This is a genomic window from Candidatus Sphingomonas phytovorans (assembly GCA_029202385.1).
GTDB lineage: Bacteria > Pseudomonadota > Alphaproteobacteria > Sphingomonadales > Sphingomonadaceae > Sphingomonas > Sphingomonas phytovorans.
Window position 1 is genome coordinate 2871843 of sequence record CP119314.1, and the last position, 20335, is coordinate 2892177.

A 20335-nucleotide genomic window follows, 5' to 3' on the forward strand; every position below is an offset into this window, starting at 1 on the left:
GCGAGGTAGGAAGGTGCTCCGTAGGGGTCAATCGCTTCGATGGCCGTAACGCAGCCAGCAACACTTTGTCACCGACCGGCGCAAGGCCAGCAAAGACCACGCGGCTATAGGGCATACTCGCAATTATTTACGAGGAATAGTCCATGCTTGTCCGTATCGCTCTCGCAGCCGCGCTGCTGGGTGCCGCCGCCCCGGCCGTCGCCGCGTCGGATGCGCCGCGCACCGATGGCGCCCGCCAATGCGCCCTCGCCCAGCACCTCGCGCCGCACGGCAAGGGTGTCACCACCCCGATCGTCAAGTGCGACACGAAGGCGCCCGAGATCGCCCGCAACGATCAGCCCGCCAAGGCTCCCGCCGCGCGCAACTAAGTTTCTCGTCTCTAACCCTGTCCTACTACCGCCACGTCGGGCCCGTTTTCGGCGTGGCGGACCTTTTTCGGGCTAGCGGCGCCGGAATCGCGCCTCGTCCTCGGCGCCCGCGATCAACGACTGGGCCCGGCCGATCGCCACCCTGACGTCGTCCCCATGCTTCGCGGCCCCGGCCTGACGGTACAGATCTATCGCCCCCGGATAGTCCCCGCGTTCCTCGGCACACAGCCCCATGTTGAAGAGGATCGCGTGCTGACCGGGCTGCTCGCTGTCAATCGACGCCCATCCGGCACAGGCGCCCGGGCCGTCGATCTTAGTCTGCCGAAGCACTGCCTTGAACTGCTCCACCAGCGGTTTCGACAGGCCGGTGCGATCCTCGCGATACCGGACCTTGTAGGTCTCGCCTTTCGGCGCGATATCGCCGCGCGTCTCTCCGGCGATATCGTCGATCATGCTCGCGATGGTCGCCTCGGCGCTGCGCGAGGGGCTTTCGCCGGGGCACCAGCTTATCGTCTCGCTGCGGGGCTTGGTCGCCGAATAGACGATCGCGCCGTCCCGCGTGCGCACGATGCGCAGCGACGCGGTCAGGCTCGTCGTGCGCTCCATGCACGGGACCGGCACGTCTTCATGTCTGGTGCACTTGCCGTCGCCCTTTTTCCCCGGCTCAGGCTCGGCGCGCTCCACGCAGTGGTTGCGCGTGAGTTGCACCCGGTGCTCCTCCCAGTCCGATGTCGCCGATCCGCTCAGCACGCCGTCAGCGCGGGCACCGGGATCGCCGAGCAGCATGAAATGCGGTCCGCCCCCGTTCCGGGCCTCGGCAAGCGCATTGCCGATCGCGTTGGAGAGCTGCGCGCCATCGCGGCCGCGGAACTGGTCGATCGCCAGCCGCTGCAGATAACTCGCCTCGCGGTTCCGCGCGGGAAAGTGCCCGCTGATCGTGATGGTTTCGGCGACAGCCGTGCCGGCCGCGACGACCGCGAGCGCCGCAGCCACACGCGCAACGTGCCGGCAGGTGATGAAACTGGCCATGATTCCCTCCCCGGGGCCGATCGAATCGACCGCACGACATTACCGGGCACAGCAGGCACTCCCGCACACGCTGCCCCACACATGACGGGGCCCCGCCGGTTTCGCCGGCGGAGCCCCGTATCACTCTCGAAAGATCAATGATCCCCGCCGATCAGCGGCAACGGACGTCGCTGTTCTTCTGGTCGATCGACTTGCCGGCCAGCGCGCCCAGCGCGCCGCCGATCAGCGTGCCCGCTGCCCGGTTGTGGCCACCATCGATGATGTTGCCGAGGATACCGCCGCCGATGGCACCGACGATCAGGCCGGTCGTGCCGTCATTGCGCTTGCAATAATAGCGCCCGTCGGAACCGCGATAGACCTGGTCGTTCGACGACAGGCGACGCTCCGTATAGCGGGGATCGTCGCGATAATCGCGCGACGCGTCATAGTCGGTCGCGAACCGGCGATCATCCTCGCGCGTCACGACCTGGCCGCCATAGCCGTCCCGCCCATTCTGGTAGCCGTCACGGCCGTTTTGATACCCGTCACGACCGTTCGGATACCCGCCCCGGTCGTTGTTGCGCATCCAGCGCAGCGAACGGCTCAGATCGTCAAGCCGGCCGAGGATCATATCGCGACGATCGGGCGTCATGCGGCCACGGTTCAGATCCATGCGAATGCTGTTGAGCTGATATTGCGCGCGGCGCGCCTCGCCCCGGTCGAGGCTGCGATCCGCGACGCCGCGATCGATGCGCTGCTGCAGAAAGGTGATCCGCTCGCGCGGGCCGGCGGGTGCGCCGCGCCAGAATGCGTCGCGGTCCCAGCCTGAGCTGCCGTTGCCGCGCCAATCCTGCGGCTGTTGGGCAGAAAGCGGTGCGCAACCGATCGCGGCAAGCGCCAGTGCGCTGCACAGGGTGATCATCTTCATATTCTGCTCCTGAGGTTACATCGTTTTTGATACGATTGCGTACCGAAACCCCTCATGAACGAATAAGTGCCATTCCGGCCGCATTATTCGACGAATATCAGCCCACCGTCCCGATTAACGCTACGAACCGCTGGCCAGGCAGCACCCGAAAGGATCTCCGATGATTGGCTTTCCTGAAGACGTCTTCACCGAACCAAGCGACGTCGATCCCGACACCCTCGCCAATCTCGGTCCACTCCGGCGGCTGGCCGGGCGCTGGCGTGCCCGCAAGGGCGTCGACCTGAACCCGAAGGCAGACGGACCCGAACGCCGTGTCTTCATCGAGCATATCGATTTCGATCCGATCGACCCGCAGGCGAACGGGCCCCAGCTTTTCTACGGGCTCCGCTACCACATCCACATCACGACCGAAGAGGAGGACATCACCTTCCACGACCAGGTCGGTTACTGGTTGTGGGAGCCCGCGACCGGCCTCGTCCTCCAGACCCTGGCGATCCCACGAGGCCAGGTAGCGCTCGCTTCCGGCCAGTCGACTGCCGACGCAGACAGCCTGGTGGTGTCCGCGACCCGTGGCGAGACCGGCTATGGCATCTGCTCGACCGCCTTTCTCGAATATGCCTTCCGGACCGACAGCTATCGCATCGAGATCAGTTTCAATGCCGATGGCAGCTGGAGCTATGTCACCGATACCGTCCTCTTGGTGCACGGCCGCGAGGCACCGTTCACGCATCGCGACCAGAATACCCTGAAGAAAGTCGGGGAACCCAGGCCCAATCCCCTGGCCGCGATCCTGGCGAAGCGGAACGCGACCAAGGATGCGTGACCAGCCCGTTGGCGCGGTTGCAGCAAGGAAAAGGGTTCGCGCAGAGGCGCGGAGGACGCTGAGCTGATATGAGCTCGATCATCGGGCGCTGGTAAGCTGCCTGTTTGTGGACGTACTTGTTTCACCGCAAACCGCCCGAGCCGCCCAGGCAAGCGGGTCGTATCCGTGCGCAACGATTGACTTCCGCCCGCCCGGCCGCAGGATGCGGGCACCAAGCCGGGGAGACGTTCGTGCATCATCTGAAATCCACCTGCGCCGTCGTGGCGCTCCTGCTCGGCGCGACTGCTCCCGCGATCGCCGGCCAGACCACGACCACGTCCCTTCCCGCCCCGGCCGAAACCACTCAATCCCCCTATATCCTCCAGGAGGTGATGGTGCCGATGCGCGACGGCGCGAGGATGCAGACTGTCATCCTTCGCCCGCGCAACCAGACCGGCCCGCTGCCGATCCTCTTCTCGCGCACGCCCTATGGCCTCAGCCTCACCGCACCGTCGTCAGTGCCGAAGGGCTGGGCGGCGCTGGACAGGGACGGCTATATCTTCGTCTCGCAATCGATGCGCGGGCGCTTCAAGTCGGACGGCGTCTTCACCCTGTCGACCTCGGTCCATCCGAACGATCCCAAGGCGATCGACGAGGCGACCGATGCCTATGATTCGATCGACTGGCTGGTCAAGAACGTGCCGGACAATAACGGCAAGGTCGGGATGATGGGCGTCTCCTATCCCGGCTTCGCCGCGGCGGTCGCTTTGGCCCACCCACATCCGGCGCTGAAGGCGGTCAGCCCGCAGGCGGCGTGGATCGACTATTGGATGAACGACGATCTGCACCGCAACGGCGCGCTGCGGCTGAGCTATGCGACCGACTGGGTCTATGGGCTCCAGATCGACAAGAACGACAACAAGGCGTTCGACTATGACAGCTACGACACGTACGACTGGTTCCTGAAGATCGGCCCCGTCGAGAATATCGACAAGCGTCACTTCAAGGGGCGGGTGCCGATGTTCACCTCGCTGCTCGACCACCCCAATCACGACAGCTTCTATACGAGCCAGCGCTGGAGCGACACGCTCGGCAAGGCGACGGTGCCCACGCTGAACGTCGCCGGCTATTGGGATCAGGAGGACCCCTGGGGCTCCTGGCAGATCTATTTCAAGCAGAAGCAGAACGATCCCGACGGTCTCGTGTCGATGGTCGCCGGCCCCTGGGCACACGGTACCTGGCGCACGTCCAACGACACCCTCGGCCCAATCCCCTATGGCGTGCCGAGCGGCCAGCAGTTCCTCGAACAGATCGAGGCGCCCTTTTTCGCCTATTGGCTCCACGGCAAGGGCAAACGGCCCGAAGCCGGCGTGAAGAGCTTCCAGGGCGGCAGCTGGAAATGGCAGGACTATAAAAGCTGGCCGGCCACCGGCGCCAGGGCGAAGGACCTGTTCCTCCACGCCGACGGCTCGCTCTCCTTCACCGCGCCTCCGGCCGGCGAAGCGTGCCGCGATTATGTCTCCGATCCCGCGAACCCGGTGCCGTTTCGCCAGCGGCCGATGTCGGGCACCTATCTCAGCCCCGACTGGCGCTGGTGGGAAGCGGCCGACCAGCGTTTCCTCGGCGGCCGGCCCGATGTGCTGAGCTACATGACCGCGCCGCTGACCGCGAACCTCACCGTCACCGGCAGCGTCGCCGCGCGGCTGATGGCCTCGACCAGCGGCACCGACAGCGATTTCGTGGTCAAGCTGATCGACGTCTTCCCCGACAATTACGTGAAGGCGCCCGAGCAATTGCAGCCCGGCGACTATGCGAAGTCATTGAACGGCTATCAGTTGCCGATCGCGATGGATGTCCGTCGCGGCCGCTTCCTCGGCAGCGACACCGCACCCCAGGCGCTGGTGCCGGGCAAGGTCATGGCCTGGGACGTGCCGCTGCACGAGCGCGACCATGTCTTCCTCAAGGGCCACCGCATCATGGTTCAGGTCCAGTCGAGCTGGTTCCCGATGCTCGACCGCAACCCGCAGAAATTCGTGCCGAACATCGCCCGCGCCAAGCCCGGCGATTTCGTGAAGGCGATGCAGAAGATATGCGCCGGATCGAAGGTGACGCTGCCGGTGATGTGATCAGATCCTCCCCGTCCCGGGGAAGATCTGGATCAATTCTTCAGGCGCCAACCGGTCCTGAAGATCCACCCGACCAGCACGAGGCACGCCACCAGGAACAGCGCCGTCACGCCAAGGCTCACCACGACACTGACATCGCCCTTGTCGAAGAACGCCCAGCGGAATCCACTGACCAGATAGACGACCGGGTTGAACAGGCTGACCGTGCGCCACGGCTCGGGCAGCATGTCGATCGAGTAGAAGGCGCCACCAAGGAAGGTCAGCGGGGTGATCAGCAGCGCGGGCACGAAGCTCAATTGCTCGAACCCCTTGGCCCAGATGCCGATGATGAAGCCGAACAGGCTGAACGTCACGCTGGTCAGTACCAGGAAAGTCAGCATCGCCAGCGGGTGCGCGATGTGCAGCGGCACGAACAGCGCCGCGGTGGCGAGGATGATCAGCCCCAGCACGATCGACTTGGTCGCCGCCGCGCCGACATAGCCGACCACCATCTCCATCGCCGAGACGGGCGCCGAGAGAAGTTCGAACATGGTGCCGGTGAATTTGGGGAAATAAATGCCGATCGACGCATTGGAGATGCTCTGCGTCAGCAGCGACAGCATGATCAGGCCGGGCACGATGAAGCTGCCATAGCCGACCCCGCCAACCTCCTGCATGCGCGATCCGATCGCGCCGCCGAACACCACGAAATAAAGCGAGGTGGTGATGACCGGCGTGACCAGGCTCTGCCACAGGGTGCGCAGCGCGCGCGCCATCTCGAAGCGATAGATCGCCCAGATGCCGTGGGTGTTGATACCCGCACTCATGCCGCTTTCTCCGCCGGCTTGTGTTCGACAAGGTCGACGAAGATGTCCTCGAGCGAGCTCTTGTGAGTCTCCAGGTCCTTGTAACCGATGCCGAGCTCGCCGAGCTTGCCCAGCAGCGCCGGGATATGCTCGTCCTCCGCGTTGAAGCTATAGGCCAGCGTGCGGCCCTCATCGGCCAGTTCGACCTGCCATTCGCTCAGCGCAGCCGGCACGCTCGTCATCGGCTCCTGCAGCGAGATCAGCATCTGGCGCTTGCCCAGCCGCTTCATCAGGTCGGCCTTCTGCTCGACCAGGACGATCCTGCCCTTGTCGATCACGCCGACCCGGTCGGCCATCTCCTCCGCCTCGTCGATATAATGGGTGGTGAGGATGATGGTGGTGCCCTTCTCCCGCAGCCGGTGGATCAGCTTCCACATGTCGCGGCGAAGCGACACGTCGACGCCCGCGGTCGGCTCGTCGAGGAACAGGATGTCTGGTTCGTGGGACAGCGCCTTGGCGATCAGCACGCGGCGCTTCATGCCGCCCGACAATTCCATGATCTTGGACTTGCGCTTGTCCCACAATGACAGGTCGCGCAACACCTGCTCGATATAGGCATCGTGCCCGGCCCGCCCGAACAGGCGGCGGCTGAACCGGACGGTCGCCAGCACGGTCTCGAACATGTCGACCGACAGCTCCTGCGGCACCAGCCCGATCAGCCGGCGCGCCGAGCGATAATCGGTCAGCGCATCATGCCCCATCACCGTGACGCTGCCCGACGAGGGCGTGACGATCCCGCAGATGATGCTGATCAGCGTCGTCTTGCCCGCGCCGTTCGGCCCGAGCAGCGCGAAGATTTCGCCTTTCCTGATATCGAGATCGACCGGTTCGAGCGCACGGTGGCCGGACGCATAAGTCTTGGAGACGCCCTTTACGGACAGGATGGTTTCCATGGAGCCCCTTTTCGTTGGGGCACAAATAATGTCGCCATCGGGGCGGAACAACCGCCCCGCGAAAACTAGGGCGGATCGATAGTCACGGCCGCGACGCTCGCGGCGCGGCGTGTTGGTTCGCGCAGAGGCGCGGAGCACGCCGAGATGATCGCGCCGGTTGCATGGCCGGTTTGTTACAACCAGCCTGCCTCCAACAAACAGGCGTCGGGATCGCGTGGTCGCGCACGATATAGTCTCCGCGCACTCCGCGCCTCCGCGCGAAACCCCTGTTTGCTGCAACCACGGAAGACATCAATGTCGAGCCGGTCGGGGGCCGGGACCGCTAACTGGCGGCGCGTGCCGCCGCCACCGCCTTCTGCAGTTCCTCGAACGACAGGACCGAGGAGACGACATGATTCCCGATCACGAAACTCGGCGTGCCGGTCATGCCGAGCTGCCGCATGATCGCGAGGTTGCTGGCGATCTCCGCCTCCGCGCGCGGTGCGAACGCGGCGGCGCGCTGCATGTCGATACCAGCGGATTTCGCCGCGGTCGCCATGCTCTCCGGCGTCACCTGCCCGGCGGCGTACAGCGCGTCATGGAATGCCGTGAATTTGCCCTGGTCGGCGGCGGCAAGGCTCAACCTGGCGGCGGCGGCGCTTGTCTCGGCCAGGATCGGCAGCTCGCGATAGACCACTTTCACCTTGGGGTCTGACGCGATGAGCTGCGCGACATTGGGCAGGCTGGCGCGGCAATAGCCGCAATTATAATCGAAATATTCGACCACGGTGACGTCGCCGTTCGGATTGCCCGCCCAGGCGCTGCCGAACGGCTTCAGGATGGCATCGCTGTTCGCCGCGATCGCCTTGCCCGTCTCCCGCGCGCGCAGGCGGTCCATCGCCTCGGGGATGATCTCGGGATGGGCGAGCACATAATCGTGCACGACACGCTCGACCCGCGCCTGATCGGCACTGGCGAGCGAGGAGGGCGCGGCAAGCTGGACCAGCCACAGGGCGCCCGCGCCGACCAATGCAGCGACCAGCGCCAGCGCGGCGAGCGCCAGCGGATTTTTCGACAGGCGTTCGATCATCGGCGTTTATACTTCTTCGGGTTGTCGTCCATTTCGTTCTGCGCGGTCATGGCAATGTCCTGCGCGCGAATCCAGTCGCTGCTATTGGACGGGATCCCCTGCATCGCACCCCGCGCGGCATAGGCCGCGGTGCGGACATCGCCGGTCAGGCTCGCCTGCTCCGCCGTCGCGAGCAGGGCGCGCGGCTCGTCGCCCGACCGCGAATAAGCGGTGCCGAGCTGATACCAGGCGAACGGATTGTCGTCGTCGCGCGCCACTGCCTGGCGCAAGACCTTGATCGCCTCCGGATAGTTCGCCTTGTTGTCGGTCGCGATCAGCGCATGGCCGAAGGTCGTGGCGATCAGCGGCGCGTTGCGCGACAGCTCGGTCGCTTCGCGCAGGGGGCCAAGCGCTTCATTGGGCTTGCCCGCCTCGAGCAGGATCTGGCCCTTGATCTCCAGGAAATAGGGGTCGTGCGGCACTGCCTTCACCAGCGCCTCGGATTCGGCGTCCGCCTTGTCGGGATAGCCGGCCTTATGCCACGCATAGGCGCGGGCGTAATGCGCGTAGATCGACTGGTCGTGCTCCGGGAAATCGTTCAACGTCTGCTGATAGGTCGCGACATAGCCCCGCAGCTTGGCCTTCACCCGGCGGAACCGATCCTCCAGCGCAGGGTCGTTCGGCTTGTTCCAGGCGGGGGAGGACATGACGTCCCCGGTCAGATTGGCGATGCGCGCGCCGCTCAGCGGGTGGCTCTGCGCGAAGGGATCGATATTGGCCAGGCCATAGGCATATTCCTCGCTCTGCAGCTTCTTGAAGAAGCTCAGCATGCCCCGCCCGCTGATACCGGCCTCACGCAGGAACTTCGCGCCGGTGGCATCCGCCGTCGCTTCCTGCACGCGGGTGAAGGCAAGGAACTTGCCCATCCCCGCCGCCTGGCCGGCGGCCATGATCCCCGCGCCCGCATCCCCCGCGCCAGCCGCCATCGCGGCGAGGCCGAGCACCATGCTGAGCAGGGTGATGCCGATCGCCGGCCTGGTGCCGGCACCCTGCAGGATGACATGTCCGTCGGCGATATGACCGAGCTCGTGCGCGATCACGCCCTGGACCTCATTGGCGTTGTCCGCCGCCTGGAGCAGGCCCGAATGAACATAGACGGTCTGCCCGCCGACGACGAAGGCGTTGATCGAATCATCGTTGATCAACACGACGCGGACGTTGTTGGGCGAAAGCCCCGCCGCCAGGATCAGGCCGCGCGACATGTCGTTGAACATCGCCTCGGTCTCGGCATCGCGCAGGATCGATTGCGCGGCGACCGGCTGAGCCCAGAGGAGGATGGAAACCGCGAACAGCGCGATGAGCCGCTTCATGGACGACATATCGCCGAGAAATCCCTCACAGGCAATTGGAGTGACGGCAGGCACTGCCGTTCGCGGGGTGAATGGCCGGTGAAGGCCGCACCCAACCCTTTTTCACGGCAAAGAGCATCGCGCCGGTGAAGCCAGCCGAGTCACTCCATCCTGCGATAGGCGAACATCCGCGTTTCGTACGGAAAGGCGATTGTATCGCTTTCCGCCAGTTCCGGTGTCGCGGCGATGAGCGCGCGCACCCTGTGCGCCACCTCCTCGCGCTGCCCGGCCGGCAGCGCCGCGATGAAGCTGACCGACAATGTCCGCTCGACGATCACCTGCTCCGGCTTGCCGACATGCCTGTTGGCGGCGCGCTGCTCTCCGACGAAGGCGAAGCCCGGTGCGGGAAAAACCTGCCGCCATTCCCCGGTCCGGTACCGGGGCGTGTTTCCTTCCCATGGATCGGTGATCGCCGACAGCGCCGCGACCCAGGGCACGCTTTCGTCGCGGACGTTCCAGACGAGCCCTAGCATGCCGCCCGGGGCGAGCACACGCCGCATCTCGGCCAGGGCGGCGGCGCTCGCGAACCAGTGAAAGGCCTGCGCGCAGACAACCACGTCCATACTGGCGTCCGGCAGCGGGATTGCCTCCGCCGTTCCGGCGATCGCTCTCACGCCGGGATGATCGCGAGCGAGCAGGTCGCGCATCGCCTCGACCGGCTCAAGCGCCAGGATGTGGCCGCCACAGTCTTCCAGCAAGGGGAGGAACTTGCCGGTGCCCGCCCCGACCTCAAGCGTCGAGCGGCCGGGGCCAACACCGAGGACCTCGCCGAGCCACCGGCGCGCCTCGGGCGGATAGTCGGGACGGCCGCTCACATAAATGCTCGCGCCTGCCTCATATCCTTTCGACGCACTGTCATGGATCGGCATGGCCGCTGCGTTCCCTTCTGTCTGCGATCGACGGCTTTGTCGATTTCGGACGGTTCGACCATAGCGGCGGGCTGGAATCCGGGAACCGGGGACCCGGTTTCAATGCGCAAAAAGAAAACGGCGGAGGCATCGAGCCCCCGCCGTTTCTCCTTCGACCCCTGCCCGCCCCCGAAAAGGACGAGCGGTTCGGCATTATTGCCCGAAGGTCCGCTGCCACCAGCCGCGACGGGGGGAACCCGCTTCGCCCGGATCGGGATCGATCCCGCTATTGGCCATCTCGTCGGCCGGTGCCGCACCATTGGCATCGCTGCCCAGCGGAATGGCCGCAACCTCCGGCTCGGCGGCAACCGCTTCGGGGGCTGCCTTCTTGCGCGAGCGCTTCGGCTTGGCCGGCGCCTCGACGGGTGCCTCGACCGCGACGGGCGCGGCGACCGCTTCAGGTGCCACCTCGGCCTCAGCCGCCGCAGCCGCCCTGGTGCGACGCGCCCGCTTCGGCTTGGCCGGCTTGGCCTCGGCTTCAACGGCGACCGGTGCTACCTCGACAACCGGCTCCGGTGCCGCGACCTCGGCGGCCTCGCGTGCCTTGGGACGACGACGGCCCTTCTTGGGCGCCTCGACCTCGACAGGCGCTTCTTCGACTACCGGCGCTTCGACGATCGGCTCCGCCTGATCGGCTTCGGCCTCGACCGGTGCGGCCTCGCCGCCCTCGGCGCGATCGCCCTCGCCGCGACGGCCACCGCGACGACCGCGCCGTCCGCGACGACGGCGGCCTTCGCCCTCGCCCGACACCGGCTGCTCGCCAGCGAATTCGGCCTCGCCCTCACCGGCGGTCTCGACCTCGGCATCAGTCTCGGCCTCGGACTCGCCCTCTTCGCCATCATTCTGCTGGGCTGAACCCTCCTCGCCCTCGGGACGATTGCGACCGCGACGACCACGACGGCGGCGGCGGCGGCGCGAACCGCCCTCGTCGCCTTCAGCGCGTTCGCCACGTTCACGCTGCTCGCGGGGAGCGCGCGCCTCGCGGGGTGCCTCCTCTTCTTCCTCGTCCTCGACCTCGTCGATCTCGTCCTCGATATCCTCTTCGATATCGTCCTCGATCTCCTCGATCGGCGCCTCGAAGCGCGGGGCGTGCGCCGGCGGCGGCCCCGAGACCTCGACCGACATGCGCGCACCTTCCTGCTCGCCGTCCGGCGCGACCTCGATCGTCACGCCATAGCGATCCTCGATCTCGGCCAGTTCGGCGCGCTTGCGGTTGAGCAGGTAGAAGGCAGCTTCCTGGCTGGCGCGCAGCAGAAGCTGCGATCCGCGGCCATGCGCCGCCTCGTCCTCGATCAGGCGAAGCGCCGAGAGGCCGGCCGACGATGCGGTACGCACCAGGCCCGTACCTTCGCAATGCGGGCACTGGCGGGTCGATGCCTCCAGCACGCCGGTGCGCAGGCGCTGGCGGCTCATTTCCATCAGGCCGAAGCTTGAGATGCGGCCGACCTGGATGCGGGCGCGATCGTTCTTCAGCGCCTCCTTCATCGCCTTCTCGACCTTCCGGACGTTGGACCCGTTGTCCATGTCGATGAAGTCGATGACGACGAGGCCGGCCATGTCGCGCAGGCGCAACTGGCGCGCGATCTCGTGCGCTGCCTCGAGGTTGGTCGCGGTCGCGGTCTGCTCGATGCTGTGCTCGCGGGTCGACCGGCCCGAGTTGATGTCGATCGAGACAAGCGCCTCGGTCGGGTTGATCACCAGATAGCCGCCCGATTTCAGCTGCACGACCGGATGATACATCGCGGCGAGCTGTTCCTCGACATGACTGCGCTGGAACAGCGGCACCGGGTCGGAATAATGCTTCACCTTGCGGGCATGGCTCGGCATCAGGAGCTTCATGAACTCCTTGGCCTGGCGATACCCGGCCTCGCCCTCGACGATCACCTCGTCGATGTCGCGGTTGTAGATATCGCGGATCGCGCGCTTCAGCAGGTCGCTGTCGCCATAGACAAGAGCGGGCGCCGACGAGGACAATGTCGTCTCGCGGATTCCATCCCACAGCCGGGCCAGATAGTCGAAGTCGCGCTTAATCTCGACCTTGGTGCGCTGGAGGCCGGCGGTACGGACGATGCAGCCCATCGACGGGGGCAGCTTCATGTCCGCCATGATCGACTTCAGGCGCTTGCGGTCGCCCGCGTTCGAGATCTTCCGGCTGATGCCGCCGCCATGCGACGTGTTGGGCATCAGCACGCAGTAACGGCCTGCGAGCGACAGGTACGTGGTCAGCGCGGCACCCTTGTTGCCGCGCTCTTCCTTGACGACCTGGACCAGCAGCACCTGACGGCGGCGGATCACGTCCTGGATCTTGTAGCGATGGCGCAGGTTGGTGCGGCGCTCGCGCAGATCGTCGACCGCATCGTCGGCGGCGCTGCGCTTGCGGCGGCCGCGGCCCTTGCTCTCCGCCCCGGCGCTTACCTCGGGGTCGGCCCCGCCATCATCCTCGAACCGCTCGACCGATTCGGCATCGGGCTCGAAACCGTCGTCCTCGCCATGCTCTTCGGCATGGAGATCGTCCTCGGCATCGATCTGGGCGCGCAGCGCAGCCTCTTCGGCGGCATGCTCGGCCTCTTCGCGCAGCAGCGCGTCGCGATCCTCCTTGGGGATCTGGTAATAATCGGGATGGATTTCCGAAAAGGCGAGGAACCCGTGGCGATTGCCGCCGTAATCGATGAACGCCGCCTGCAGCGACGGCTCGACCCGGGTAACCTTGGCTAGATAGATATTGCCCTTGAGCTGCTTGCGCTCGGCGGACTCGAAATCAAACTCCTCAATCCGGTTCCCTTTGACGACGGCAACCCGGGTCTCTTCCCGGTGCCGCGCGTCGATCAGCATACGCATGGTCATTTATTATTCTCCGGGCGCGCGGTCCGGGGCCTGGCGGCATCCGCCGCGCGCGATTGTGATACGGCGACGTGGTGGCGGAATTGCCGCCCTTGTCCGTGCCGCTTGTGGTTTCGAAAAATGCCTCTGCTCGCGATCCACGCCCCGGCATCTGGCCCTGGGCACCCTGCGCGCTCGCGACCCGGCCGGTGGTAACCGGTCGGTACGAGGGGCGGGGAAAATGCATCATGCGAACGTCAACCTGAAGAGCCGCACCCTGGAAAAGCCGGGCCGGCTATGGGACCGAACAGACGCCAGGAGAGGCGCTTGCCGGTGCAATTTCATGCCTAGCACCGCTATCCTCGCGCAGCAACCGGCACGTTGATGCCGGGGTTGCCGGCAATTTTATGCCGAACGGCACGTTAACCCAGTCGCTTCACCGTGTCGGAAGGGGGTGGCCGCTACCCGGGACGCTGTTGTTGTGTACTCGATGGGACCCCCCGCCCATGCCTTTTCGCTGGACCGCTGCCACACCGGCGCGGCATTACAGACTCGTGTCCTTCCTTCTCGCTCTCCTGGCCTGCTGGCTCGGCGGCACGCCCGCCTGGGCAGCGACCGTCGAGCGTGTCGAGATCCGGCATGACCGCATCGTCATCCGGTTCGACCAGAGCGTGGCCGATGCGTCCAGCTTCGTGCTCAGGGGGCCTCAACGCATCGCGGTCGACGTGGCGGGGGCCACGCCGGGCGCGCCGGTGGAGGGCAATGACCTGGTCGCCGCGGTACGTCAGGCCCCGCGCGGCGAGGATGGAACGCGGATCGTGTTCGACCTCACCCGGCCGACGATCGTCACCGAAGGCATGTTCGGCCCGGACGGCCGCGAGCTGACGCTCGAGCTCCGCACCGTCGACGATGCAAGCTTCGCCCGCGCCGCGGCGGAGCGACGCCTGCGTTTCCTGCCGCCTTTCAACATGGGGATGGTGACACCGGCGCGCCGATATGAGGTGTCGGTCCCCGTCCCGAAATCCAGCCGCAGCCTGGCGCTGCCGCGAATCTATGGCGACGACGACAGCCGCCCGCTGGTGGTGATCGACGCGGGGCATGGCGGCGTGGACCCCGGCGCGATCTCGCCGGTCGACGGCCGCCGCGAAAAGGACGTGACGCTGCGGATTGCCAGGGCGATCCGCGACGAACTGCTTCGGTCCGGCCGGGTGCGCGTGGCGCTGACGCGGGAGGACGACAAGTTCCTCGTGCTGCAGGAACGCTATGGCATCGCGCGCAAGCTGAAGGCCAATCTGTTCATCTCGGTCCACTGCGACAGCGTGGGCAGCGGCGACGCGTCCGGCGCAACGGTCTACACCCTGTCGGAGGTCGCGTCCGACAAGGAATCGGCCCGCCTCGCTGCGCGCGAGAACAAGGCTGACATCATCTCGGGCGTGAACCTCGCCTCGACCTCGGCCGACATCTCGTCGATCCTGATCGACCTGACCCAGCGCGAGACGATGAACAGCTCCGCCAGCTTCGCGCGCCTGCTCGGCCGCGAGGCGCAGCCGCTGATGCCGATGAAGCCGAATTTCCACCGCATGGCCTCGCTGGTGGTGCTCAAGGCGCCCGACATGCCGTCGATCCTGTTCGAGACCGGCTATATCTCGAACCCGAAAGACGCCGCCTTCATCGATTCGCGCGAAGGCCGTCAGCGCATCGCCGAAAGCGTCCGCCGCGCGGTCGACATCCATTTCGCCCGCCGGCTCGCGTCGAACTAGGCCGCCGCCCGCGAAGCGACCTGATGAGGGCGAGACACTTCACCGGCCGCCGTTGCGCGTCCGTTACAGCCGCCACAGGCCCTGCCAGAACGATCCCGCACGCGGAAATCCCGGGAGGGCGACATCCTCCGATGCCGCCGCCGCATTGCGCCACGAGGCGTCTGGCATGCCGGGCCGATGACAATCGCGGGCGCCCCGGGGCCAATCGGCCTGCCGCTGGGGCTCGCTGGCGAAGAGGAGCTGGGCCGATGGCTATTCCGCCTGATAAGAACGTGATGACGAAGGAAATCGAGACGGTGGAACCATGCGCATGAACCCGCCAAGGGTGATGGCGGCGATCGGCGCCCTGGCTGCCGCTCAGACCGCGATGGCCGCACAGCCGGCCATTCGACTTGGCGCCCCCTATCCGGGATCGACCATCACTGAGCCTCAGCGTGCCAGGAACTGCGGCACGCACTTCAAATTCTCGACGCGGGCAGGGCTTGATCAGGTCGCGCGCTTCTATCTCGCCGAGGGACAAGGCGATCATTTGCCCTTGCTCAGCGACACTGGCGGAAAGTTTCCGGGATACCGGATGATCGTCTTCTCCGGCGGAAGAACGGGGCACCTGTTGTCCGTCGTGCTCGACGCCAGGCAGGGCGAGGTCCACGGGACGGTCTATTATGTCCTGTCGCGGCCGGCGGGCTGTGACACGCTCGGTTGAAAGCACACAGGCTGGCAAGCGCCGAGAAACTTGCTAGAGCCTTGGTCCTGTATGACCGACACCGAATCCAGCGTGAATTTCCGCCTCCGCCGCGAAGTGGAGGGGATTCGCGGATTTGCCCAGCGTGCGTGGGGGCGCTGGTGGGTGAAGGTGCTCGCCGTCCTCGCGGTGCTGATCGCGATCGCCTACGCCGTCTTCTGGTATATCTTCGCGAGCGAACTGCCCTCGGTCGACAAGCTGCGCGCCTATGAGCCGCCCTTGCCCACCAATGTGCGCGGCGTCGACGGCATCCCGATCCATAGCTATGCCCGAGAACGCCGGGTCGAGCTGAGCTACGCTGAATATCCGCCCCTGCTCGTCCGCGCCTTCCTCGCCGCCGAGGACAAGACCTTCTTCGAGCATCACGGCGTCGATTATCCCGGCATGGCGGGCGCGGTGATCGATTATGCCACGAAGTTCGGCACCGGTCGGCGCGCCAAGGGCGGGTCGACCATCACCCAGCAGGTCGCGAAGAACCTGCTGATCGGCAACACCTATTCGCCGACCCGCAAGATCAAGGAGGCGATCCTCGCCTACCGCATCGAGGACGCGCTGACCAAGCCGCAGATCCTCGAGCTCTATCTCAATCAGATCGCGCTCGGCCGGAACGCCTTCGGCGTCGAGGCGGCGAGCTATGCCTATTTCAACAAGGAGCTGAACCAGCTCGACCTGGCGCAGATGGCCTATCTCGCCATCCTGCCCAAGGGCCCGTCCAACTACGACCCGTTCCGCAGCACCGAACGCGCGCTCGGCCGACGCAACTATGTCCTGCGCGAGATGCTCAAGAACGAGTTCATCGACCAGGCGCAATATGACCAGGCGCGCGCCGAGCCGATCGGCGCCGTGCCCCGCCAGACCCCGAAGACCGAGGTAGCTGGCGCCGGCTATTTCGTCGAGGAGGTCCGCCGCCAGCTGATCGACAAGTTCGGCGAGGACGAGAAGGCCGGGCCGTACAGCGTCTATTCGGGCGGCCTGTGGGTGCGCACCTCGCTCGACACCAAGCTTCAGCTCGACGCGCAGACCGCGCTCCGCAACGGCCTGCTCCGCTTCGACCGGGGCCGTGGCTGGAGCGGGCCGCTGCGCCATGTCGAGATCGGCGGCGACACCTGGCAGTCGGCGCTGCTCAACACCAATCTCCGGCTCGACTATCTCGACTGGCGCGCCGCGATCGTCACCGCGACCGGCGGCGACTCGGCAACGATCGGCTTCAGCAACGGCCAGACCGGCATTCTGCCGCGCTGGGCCGCGCAGATGCCGGTGCGGGGCCAGGGTGGCACTGCCTTCGCCGCGCTGAAGGTCGGCGACATTCTGGCCGTCGCGCCAGAAGGCGGCGCCTTCGCGCTCCGCTCGGTCCCCAAGATTTCCGGCGGCTTCGTCGTCGAGGAACCGGCGACCGGCCGCGTGCTGGCGATGCAGGGCGGTTTCGATTCGAGCATCCAGTCGTTCAACCGCGCCACCCAGGCGATGCGCCAGCCCGGCTCCACGATCAAACCGATCGTCTATGCCGCGGCGCTTCAGGGCGGGATGACGCCTGCCTCGATCATCATCGACGGCCCGTTCTGCGTCTATCAGGGCGCCCGGCTCGGCCAGAAATGCTTCCGCAACTTCGGCGGCGGCGGATCGGGCCCGCACACCATGCGCTGGGGCGTCGAGCAGTCGCGCAACCTGATGACGGTGCGCGCCGCCTCGCAGACCGGCATGGAGCATGTCGTCTCGCTGATGGACCGGATCGGCGTCGGCAAATATCCGCCCTATCTCTCCTTCGCGCTGGGCGCGGGCGAGACGACGGTGATGCGCATGGTCAACGCCTATGCGATCCTCGCCAACCAGGGCCGCGGCCATCCCGCGACCCTGATCGATTTCGTCCAGGACCGTCACGGCAAGGTGATCTGGCCCGAGAACTGGCGCCCGTGCGACCGCTGCAACGCGCCCGACTGGAACGGCAAGGCGATGCCGCGCCCGGTCAGCCGGGGCCGCCAGATCGTCGACGCGCAGAGCGCCTACCAGATGGTGCACATCGCCGAGGGCGTGATCCAGCGCGGCACCGCGACCGTGCTGCGCGATCTCGACCGGCCCATGTTCGGCAAGACCGGCACCAATTCCGGGCCGACCGACGTGTGGTTCATCGGCGGCACGCCGCAGATGATCGGCGGCGTCTATATCGGTTATGATTCGCCGACCGGCCTGGGCGGCTATGCCCAGGGCGGCACGATCGCCGCGCCGATCTTCAAGGAATTCGCGGTCAAGGCCTATGAGGGGATGGAGAAGATCCCGTTCCGCGCGCCCGCCGGCATCCGCATGGTGCGGATCGACCGCGCGTCGGGCAAGCCGGTATTCGGCGCCTGGCCGACCACCGATCCCAAGGCGGCGGTTATCTGGGAAGCGTTCAAGCCCGAGAGCGAACCGCGCCGCGCGGCCCGCCACGACAATGAAGAGGACGCCGCCGACAAGCCGAAGGAAGCAAAGCCGGTCCAGCGCCGGGAAGCGGCGCCGCGCGACAGCGACTTCCTGCAGCGCGAGGGCGGAATCTACTAGCCGGGGCAGCCGCATGGACCCATTCCGTGCGGGCTCCTAGCCCGGCCCGAAAGGCTTTCAGGCGCGCCGAACAGGCGCTAAATCGCATCGAATGATAGCCGCTCCTTGCCAAGAGAGGGCGGAATCTACTAGCCCGCCCTATATCCCAGTGAGCCGGCATGTGCCGGCATGACGTGTATTTTTTCGGAGTTCCCACCATGCGCGCCGAAGCGCAGGCTCATGTCGACACCATCAATGACGCGCTCGCGCTGCTCCGCCGCTTCCTCGACTGGGATCGCGCGCTGCGTCGGCTCGACGAGCTGAATGCGCGCGTCGAGGACCAGGCGCTGTGGAACGACCCCAAGCTCGCGCAGGAAGTGATGCGCGAGCGTCGCCGCCTTGAAGAAGCGATCAACGCCACCCGCGCGATCCAGAGCGAGCTGTCCGACACGGCCGAGCTGATCGAGATGGCCGAGGCCGAAGGCGATGAGGAAATGGCTGCCGACGGCACCAGAAGCCTCGCCGAGCTTGCCAGGCGTGCCGAGCACGACAAGATCCAGGCGCTGCTCGCCGGTGAGGCCGACGGCAACGACACCTATATCGAGGTCAATTCCGGCGCCGGCGGTACCGAGAGCCAGGACTGGGCCGGCATGCTGCAGCGGATGTATACCCGCTGGGCCGAGCGCCGCGGCATGAAGGTCGAGCTGGTCGACCAGCATTCGGGCGAACAGGCCGGCATCAAATCCGCCACCCTGCTGCTCAAGGGCGAGAATGCCTATGGCTATGCCAAGACGGAAAGCGGCGTTCACCGCCTCGTCCGCATCAGCCCCTATGACAGCGCGGCGCGACGCCACACCAGTTTCGCCAGCATCTGGGTCTATCCGGTCATCGACGAGAATATCGAGGTCGAGATCAACGAAAGCGAGCTGCGCATCGACACCTATCGCGCGTCCGGCGCGGGCGGGCAGCACATCAACACGACCGATTCGGCCGTGCGCATCACGCATATCCCGACCGGCATCGTCGTCCAGTGCCAGAACCAGCGAAGCCAGCACAAGAACAAGGCCGAGGCGTACAACCAGCTCCGCGCCAAGCTCTACGAGCGCGAGCTGCAGATCCGCGAGGCGGCGGCCAATGCGGAGAACGCGACCAAGACCGATATCGGCTGGGGCCACCAGATCCGCTCCTACGTCCTCCAGCCCTATCAGCTGGTGAAGGACCTGCGCACCGGCGTGACCTCGACCAGCCCGTCCGACGTGCTCGACGGCGACCTCGATCCCTTCATGGCCGCGGCGCTGTCGCAGCGGGTGACCGGGGAGACGGTCGAGGTGGAGGACGTCGAGTGAGACTGGTCGCGGCCCTTGCGTGCGCGGCATTGCTGCTCGCGGGCTGCGAGCCGGGCCAGCCGAGCGTCGACGACGAACAGGACAAGGCGGGCCCCTTCCCCGCCGCCGATCGTCCCGTTGCGCATATCATCTCGTCACGCTGGTCGACCGAGGAAGCGCGCGACCGGCTGAACGAAGCGTCCGAGGTGATGAACAAGGCCGGGCTCAAGGCCGGGATGACCGTCGCCGATATCGGCGCGGGTGAAGGCTATTACACCATCCGCGCCGCCGCCCGCGTCGGCAAGGAGGGCCGCGTGCTGGCCGAGGACATCGTCGCCGGGGTCCGCGACACCCTGGCCGAACGAGTCGCGCGCGAGCGGCTCGACAATGTCAGCGTGCGCCTCGGCCTCCCGGCCAATCCGCGCCTACCCGATGCGAGCTTCGACCGGGTGCTGATGGTGCACATGTACCATGAGATCGAGCAGCCCTATGAATTCCTCTGGCGGATGCGCCCGTCGCTGAAACCCGATGGCCTGGTCGTGGTGGTCGACGCCAACCGGCCGACGCAGAATCATGGCACCCCGCCCGGGCTGCTGCGCTGCGAATTCGCCGCGGTCGGTTATACCCAGGTCGGGATGTACGACATGCCCTCCGCCGGCGGCTATCTCGCGACCTTCCGCGCCGTCGGCCCCCGGCCAGAGCCTCGTGCGATAAAACCTTGCAAGCTGAGTGCCTGACGAACGACATCGGGAAAGATCATGGCGAGCGTTCATTCCGTAGTCAGTCACGATATCGCAGATCGCCAATTGCTGCTTAATGCATCGAACCGGACAGCGGCA

The 20335-nt window shown here is 66.2% G+C and carries 16 protein-coding genes; 8 read left to right on the top strand and 8 right to left on the bottom strand.

Translation table 11 applies throughout. From position 1 onward, the window contains the following. Positions 1 to 143 precede the first annotated feature (143 nt). Positions 144 to 368: a hypothetical protein gene (locus P0Y59_13080; GenBank protein WEJ97899.1), complete on the top strand. Its 225-nt coding sequence runs from the start codon at positions 144 to 146 to the stop codon at positions 366 to 368. A 72-nt stretch (positions 369 to 440) separates the two neighbouring features. Here the strand turns inward: P0Y59_13080 and P0Y59_13085 are convergent, their stop codons facing one another. Both P0Y59_13085 and P0Y59_13090 read right to left on the bottom strand, forming a co-directional pair. Then, positions 441 to 1397 carry a hypothetical protein gene (locus P0Y59_13085; GenBank protein WEJ97900.1) on the bottom strand — a complete coding sequence of 319 codons (957 nt, stop codon included), beginning with the start codon at positions 1395 to 1397 and terminating at the stop codon, positions 441 to 443. 151 nt (positions 1398 to 1548) lie between these two features. Beyond that, positions 1549 to 1962, bottom strand: coding sequence for a glycine zipper 2TM domain-containing protein (locus tag P0Y59_13090; GenBank protein WEK02565.1), 414 nt, complete (start codon positions 1960 to 1962; stop codon positions 1549 to 1551). Positions 1963 to 2464: 502 nt separating this feature from the next. On the opposite strand from P0Y59_13090, the gene P0Y59_13095 reads away from it, so the two are divergent. Beyond that, positions 2465 to 3127 carry a heme-binding beta-barrel domain-containing protein gene (locus P0Y59_13095; protein WEJ97901.1) on the top strand — a complete coding sequence of 221 codons (663 nt, stop codon included), beginning with the start codon at positions 2465 to 2467 and terminating at the stop codon, positions 3125 to 3127. Positions 3128 to 3357: 230 nt separating this feature from the next. Next, entirely contained in the window at positions 3358 to 5232 is a 1875-nt protein-coding gene (locus tag P0Y59_13100) for a CocE/NonD family hydrolase (protein ID WEJ97902.1), read from the top strand. A gap of 32 nt (positions 5233 to 5264) precedes the next feature. On the opposite strand, the gene P0Y59_13105 is transcribed toward P0Y59_13100, so the two are convergent. From P0Y59_13105 to P0Y59_13130, 6 genes are all read right to left on the bottom strand, one after another. Then, positions 5265 to 6038 carry an ABC transporter permease gene (locus P0Y59_13105; protein ID WEJ97903.1) on the bottom strand — a complete coding sequence of 258 codons (774 nt, stop codon included), beginning with the start codon at positions 6036 to 6038 and terminating at the stop codon, positions 5265 to 5267. After that, positions 6035 to 6970 carry an ABC transporter ATP-binding protein gene (locus P0Y59_13110; protein WEJ97904.1) on the bottom strand — a complete coding sequence of 312 codons (936 nt, stop codon included), beginning with the start codon at positions 6968 to 6970 and terminating at the stop codon, positions 6035 to 6037. The genes P0Y59_13105 and P0Y59_13110 overlap by 4 nt, the downstream gene beginning before the upstream one ends. A gap of 322 nt (positions 6971 to 7292) precedes the next feature. Next, positions 7293 to 8039, bottom strand: coding sequence for a DsbA family protein (locus tag P0Y59_13115; GenBank protein ID WEJ97905.1), 747 nt, complete (start codon positions 8037 to 8039; stop codon positions 7293 to 7295). After that, the gene (locus tag P0Y59_13120; GenBank protein ID WEJ97906.1) at positions 8036 to 9388 is read right to left on the bottom strand and encodes a M48 family metalloprotease; all 1353 of its coding nucleotides are present in this window, start codon (positions 9386 to 9388) and stop codon (positions 8036 to 8038) included. Before P0Y59_13120 ends, P0Y59_13115 begins: the two co-directional genes overlap by 4 nt. Before the next feature lie 140 nt (positions 9389 to 9528). Continuing rightward, positions 9529 to 10296 (bottom strand): class I SAM-dependent methyltransferase, encoded by a 768-nt coding sequence (locus P0Y59_13125; GenBank protein ID WEJ97907.1) that lies wholly within the window; start codon positions 10294 to 10296, stop codon positions 9529 to 9531. Between the two features lie 192 nt (positions 10297 to 10488). Beyond that, the gene (locus tag P0Y59_13130) at positions 10489 to 13179 is read right to left on the bottom strand and encodes a ribonuclease E/G (GenBank protein WEJ97908.1); all 2691 of its coding nucleotides are present in this window, start codon (positions 13177 to 13179) and stop codon (positions 10489 to 10491) included. 530 nt (positions 13180 to 13709) lie between these two features. Between P0Y59_13130 and P0Y59_13135 the strand changes: the two genes are divergently transcribed. The 5 genes from P0Y59_13135 (at position 13710) to P0Y59_13155 (ending at position 20233) form a co-directional block, all read left to right on the top strand. After that, positions 13710 to 14915: an N-acetylmuramoyl-L-alanine amidase gene (locus P0Y59_13135; GenBank protein ID WEJ97909.1), complete on the top strand. Its 1206-nt coding sequence runs from the start codon at positions 13710 to 13712 to the stop codon at positions 14913 to 14915. A 310-nt stretch (positions 14916 to 15225) separates the two neighbouring features. After that, positions 15226 to 15618: a hypothetical protein gene (locus P0Y59_13140; protein ID WEJ97910.1), complete on the top strand. Its 393-nt coding sequence runs from the start codon at positions 15226 to 15228 to the stop codon at positions 15616 to 15618. Positions 15619 to 15669: 51 nt separating this feature from the next. Next, a complete protein-coding gene (locus tag P0Y59_13145; GenBank protein ID WEJ97911.1) occupies positions 15670 to 18192 on the top strand; it encodes a transglycosylase domain-containing protein in 2523 nt (840 codons plus the stop codon). A 197-nt stretch (positions 18193 to 18389) separates the two neighbouring features. Further along, positions 18390 to 19517 carry a peptide chain release factor 2 gene (gene prfB, locus P0Y59_13150; protein ID WEJ97912.1) on the top strand — a complete coding sequence of 376 codons (1128 nt, stop codon included), beginning with the start codon at positions 18390 to 18392 and terminating at the stop codon, positions 19515 to 19517. Continuing rightward, complete coding sequence (locus P0Y59_13155; GenBank protein WEJ97913.1) at positions 19514 to 20233, top strand: methyltransferase domain-containing protein; 720 nt, start codon at positions 19514 to 19516, stop codon at positions 20231 to 20233. The genes prfB and P0Y59_13155 overlap by 4 nt, the downstream gene beginning before the upstream one ends. The last annotated feature ends 102 nt before the right edge of the window (positions 20234 to 20335 follow it).

What these genes read in the sequence shown, in the direction of transcription:
- P0Y59_13080 (WEJ97899.1), top strand. Translation starts at nt 144, where the DNA reads ATGCTTGTCCGTATCGCTCTCGCAGCCGCGCTGCTGGGTGCCGCCGCC.
- P0Y59_13085 (WEJ97900.1), bottom strand. Translation starts at nt 1,397, where the DNA reads ATGGCCAGTTTCATCACCTGCCGGCACGTTGCGCGTGTGGCTGCGGCG.
- P0Y59_13090 (WEK02565.1), bottom strand. Translation starts at nt 1,962, where the DNA reads ATGCGCAACAACGACCGGGGCGGGTATCCGAACGGTCGTGACGGGTAT.
- P0Y59_13095 (WEJ97901.1), top strand. Translation starts at nt 2,465, where the DNA reads ATGATTGGCTTTCCTGAAGACGTCTTCACCGAACCAAGCGACGTCGAT.
- P0Y59_13105 (WEJ97903.1), bottom strand. Translation starts at nt 6,038, where the DNA reads ATGAGTGCGGGTATCAACACCCACGGCATCTGGGCGATCTATCGCTTC.
- P0Y59_13110 (WEJ97904.1), bottom strand. Translation starts at nt 6,970, where the DNA reads ATGGAAACCATCCTGTCCGTAAAGGGCGTCTCCAAGACTTATGCGTCC.
- P0Y59_13115 (WEJ97905.1), bottom strand. Translation starts at nt 8,039, where the DNA reads ATGATCGAACGCCTGTCGAAAAATCCGCTGGCGCTCGCCGCGCTGGCG.
- P0Y59_13120 (WEJ97906.1), bottom strand. Translation starts at nt 9,388, where the DNA reads ATGAAGCGGCTCATCGCGCTGTTCGCGGTTTCCATCCTCCTCTGGGCT.
- P0Y59_13125 (WEJ97907.1), bottom strand. Translation starts at nt 10,296, where the DNA reads ATGCCGATCCATGACAGTGCGTCGAAAGGATATGAGGCAGGCGCGAGC.
- P0Y59_13130 (WEJ97908.1), bottom strand. Translation starts at nt 13,179, where the DNA reads ATGACCATGCGTATGCTGATCGACGCGCGGCACCGGGAAGAGACCCGG.
- P0Y59_13140 (WEJ97910.1), top strand. Translation starts at nt 15,226, where the DNA reads ATGAACCCGCCAAGGGTGATGGCGGCGATCGGCGCCCTGGCTGCCGCT.
- P0Y59_13145 (WEJ97911.1), top strand. Translation starts at nt 15,670, where the DNA reads ATGACCGACACCGAATCCAGCGTGAATTTCCGCCTCCGCCGCGAAGTG.
- prfB (WEJ97912.1), top strand. Translation starts at nt 18,390, where the DNA reads ATGCGCGCCGAAGCGCAGGCTCATGTCGACACCATCAATGACGCGCTC.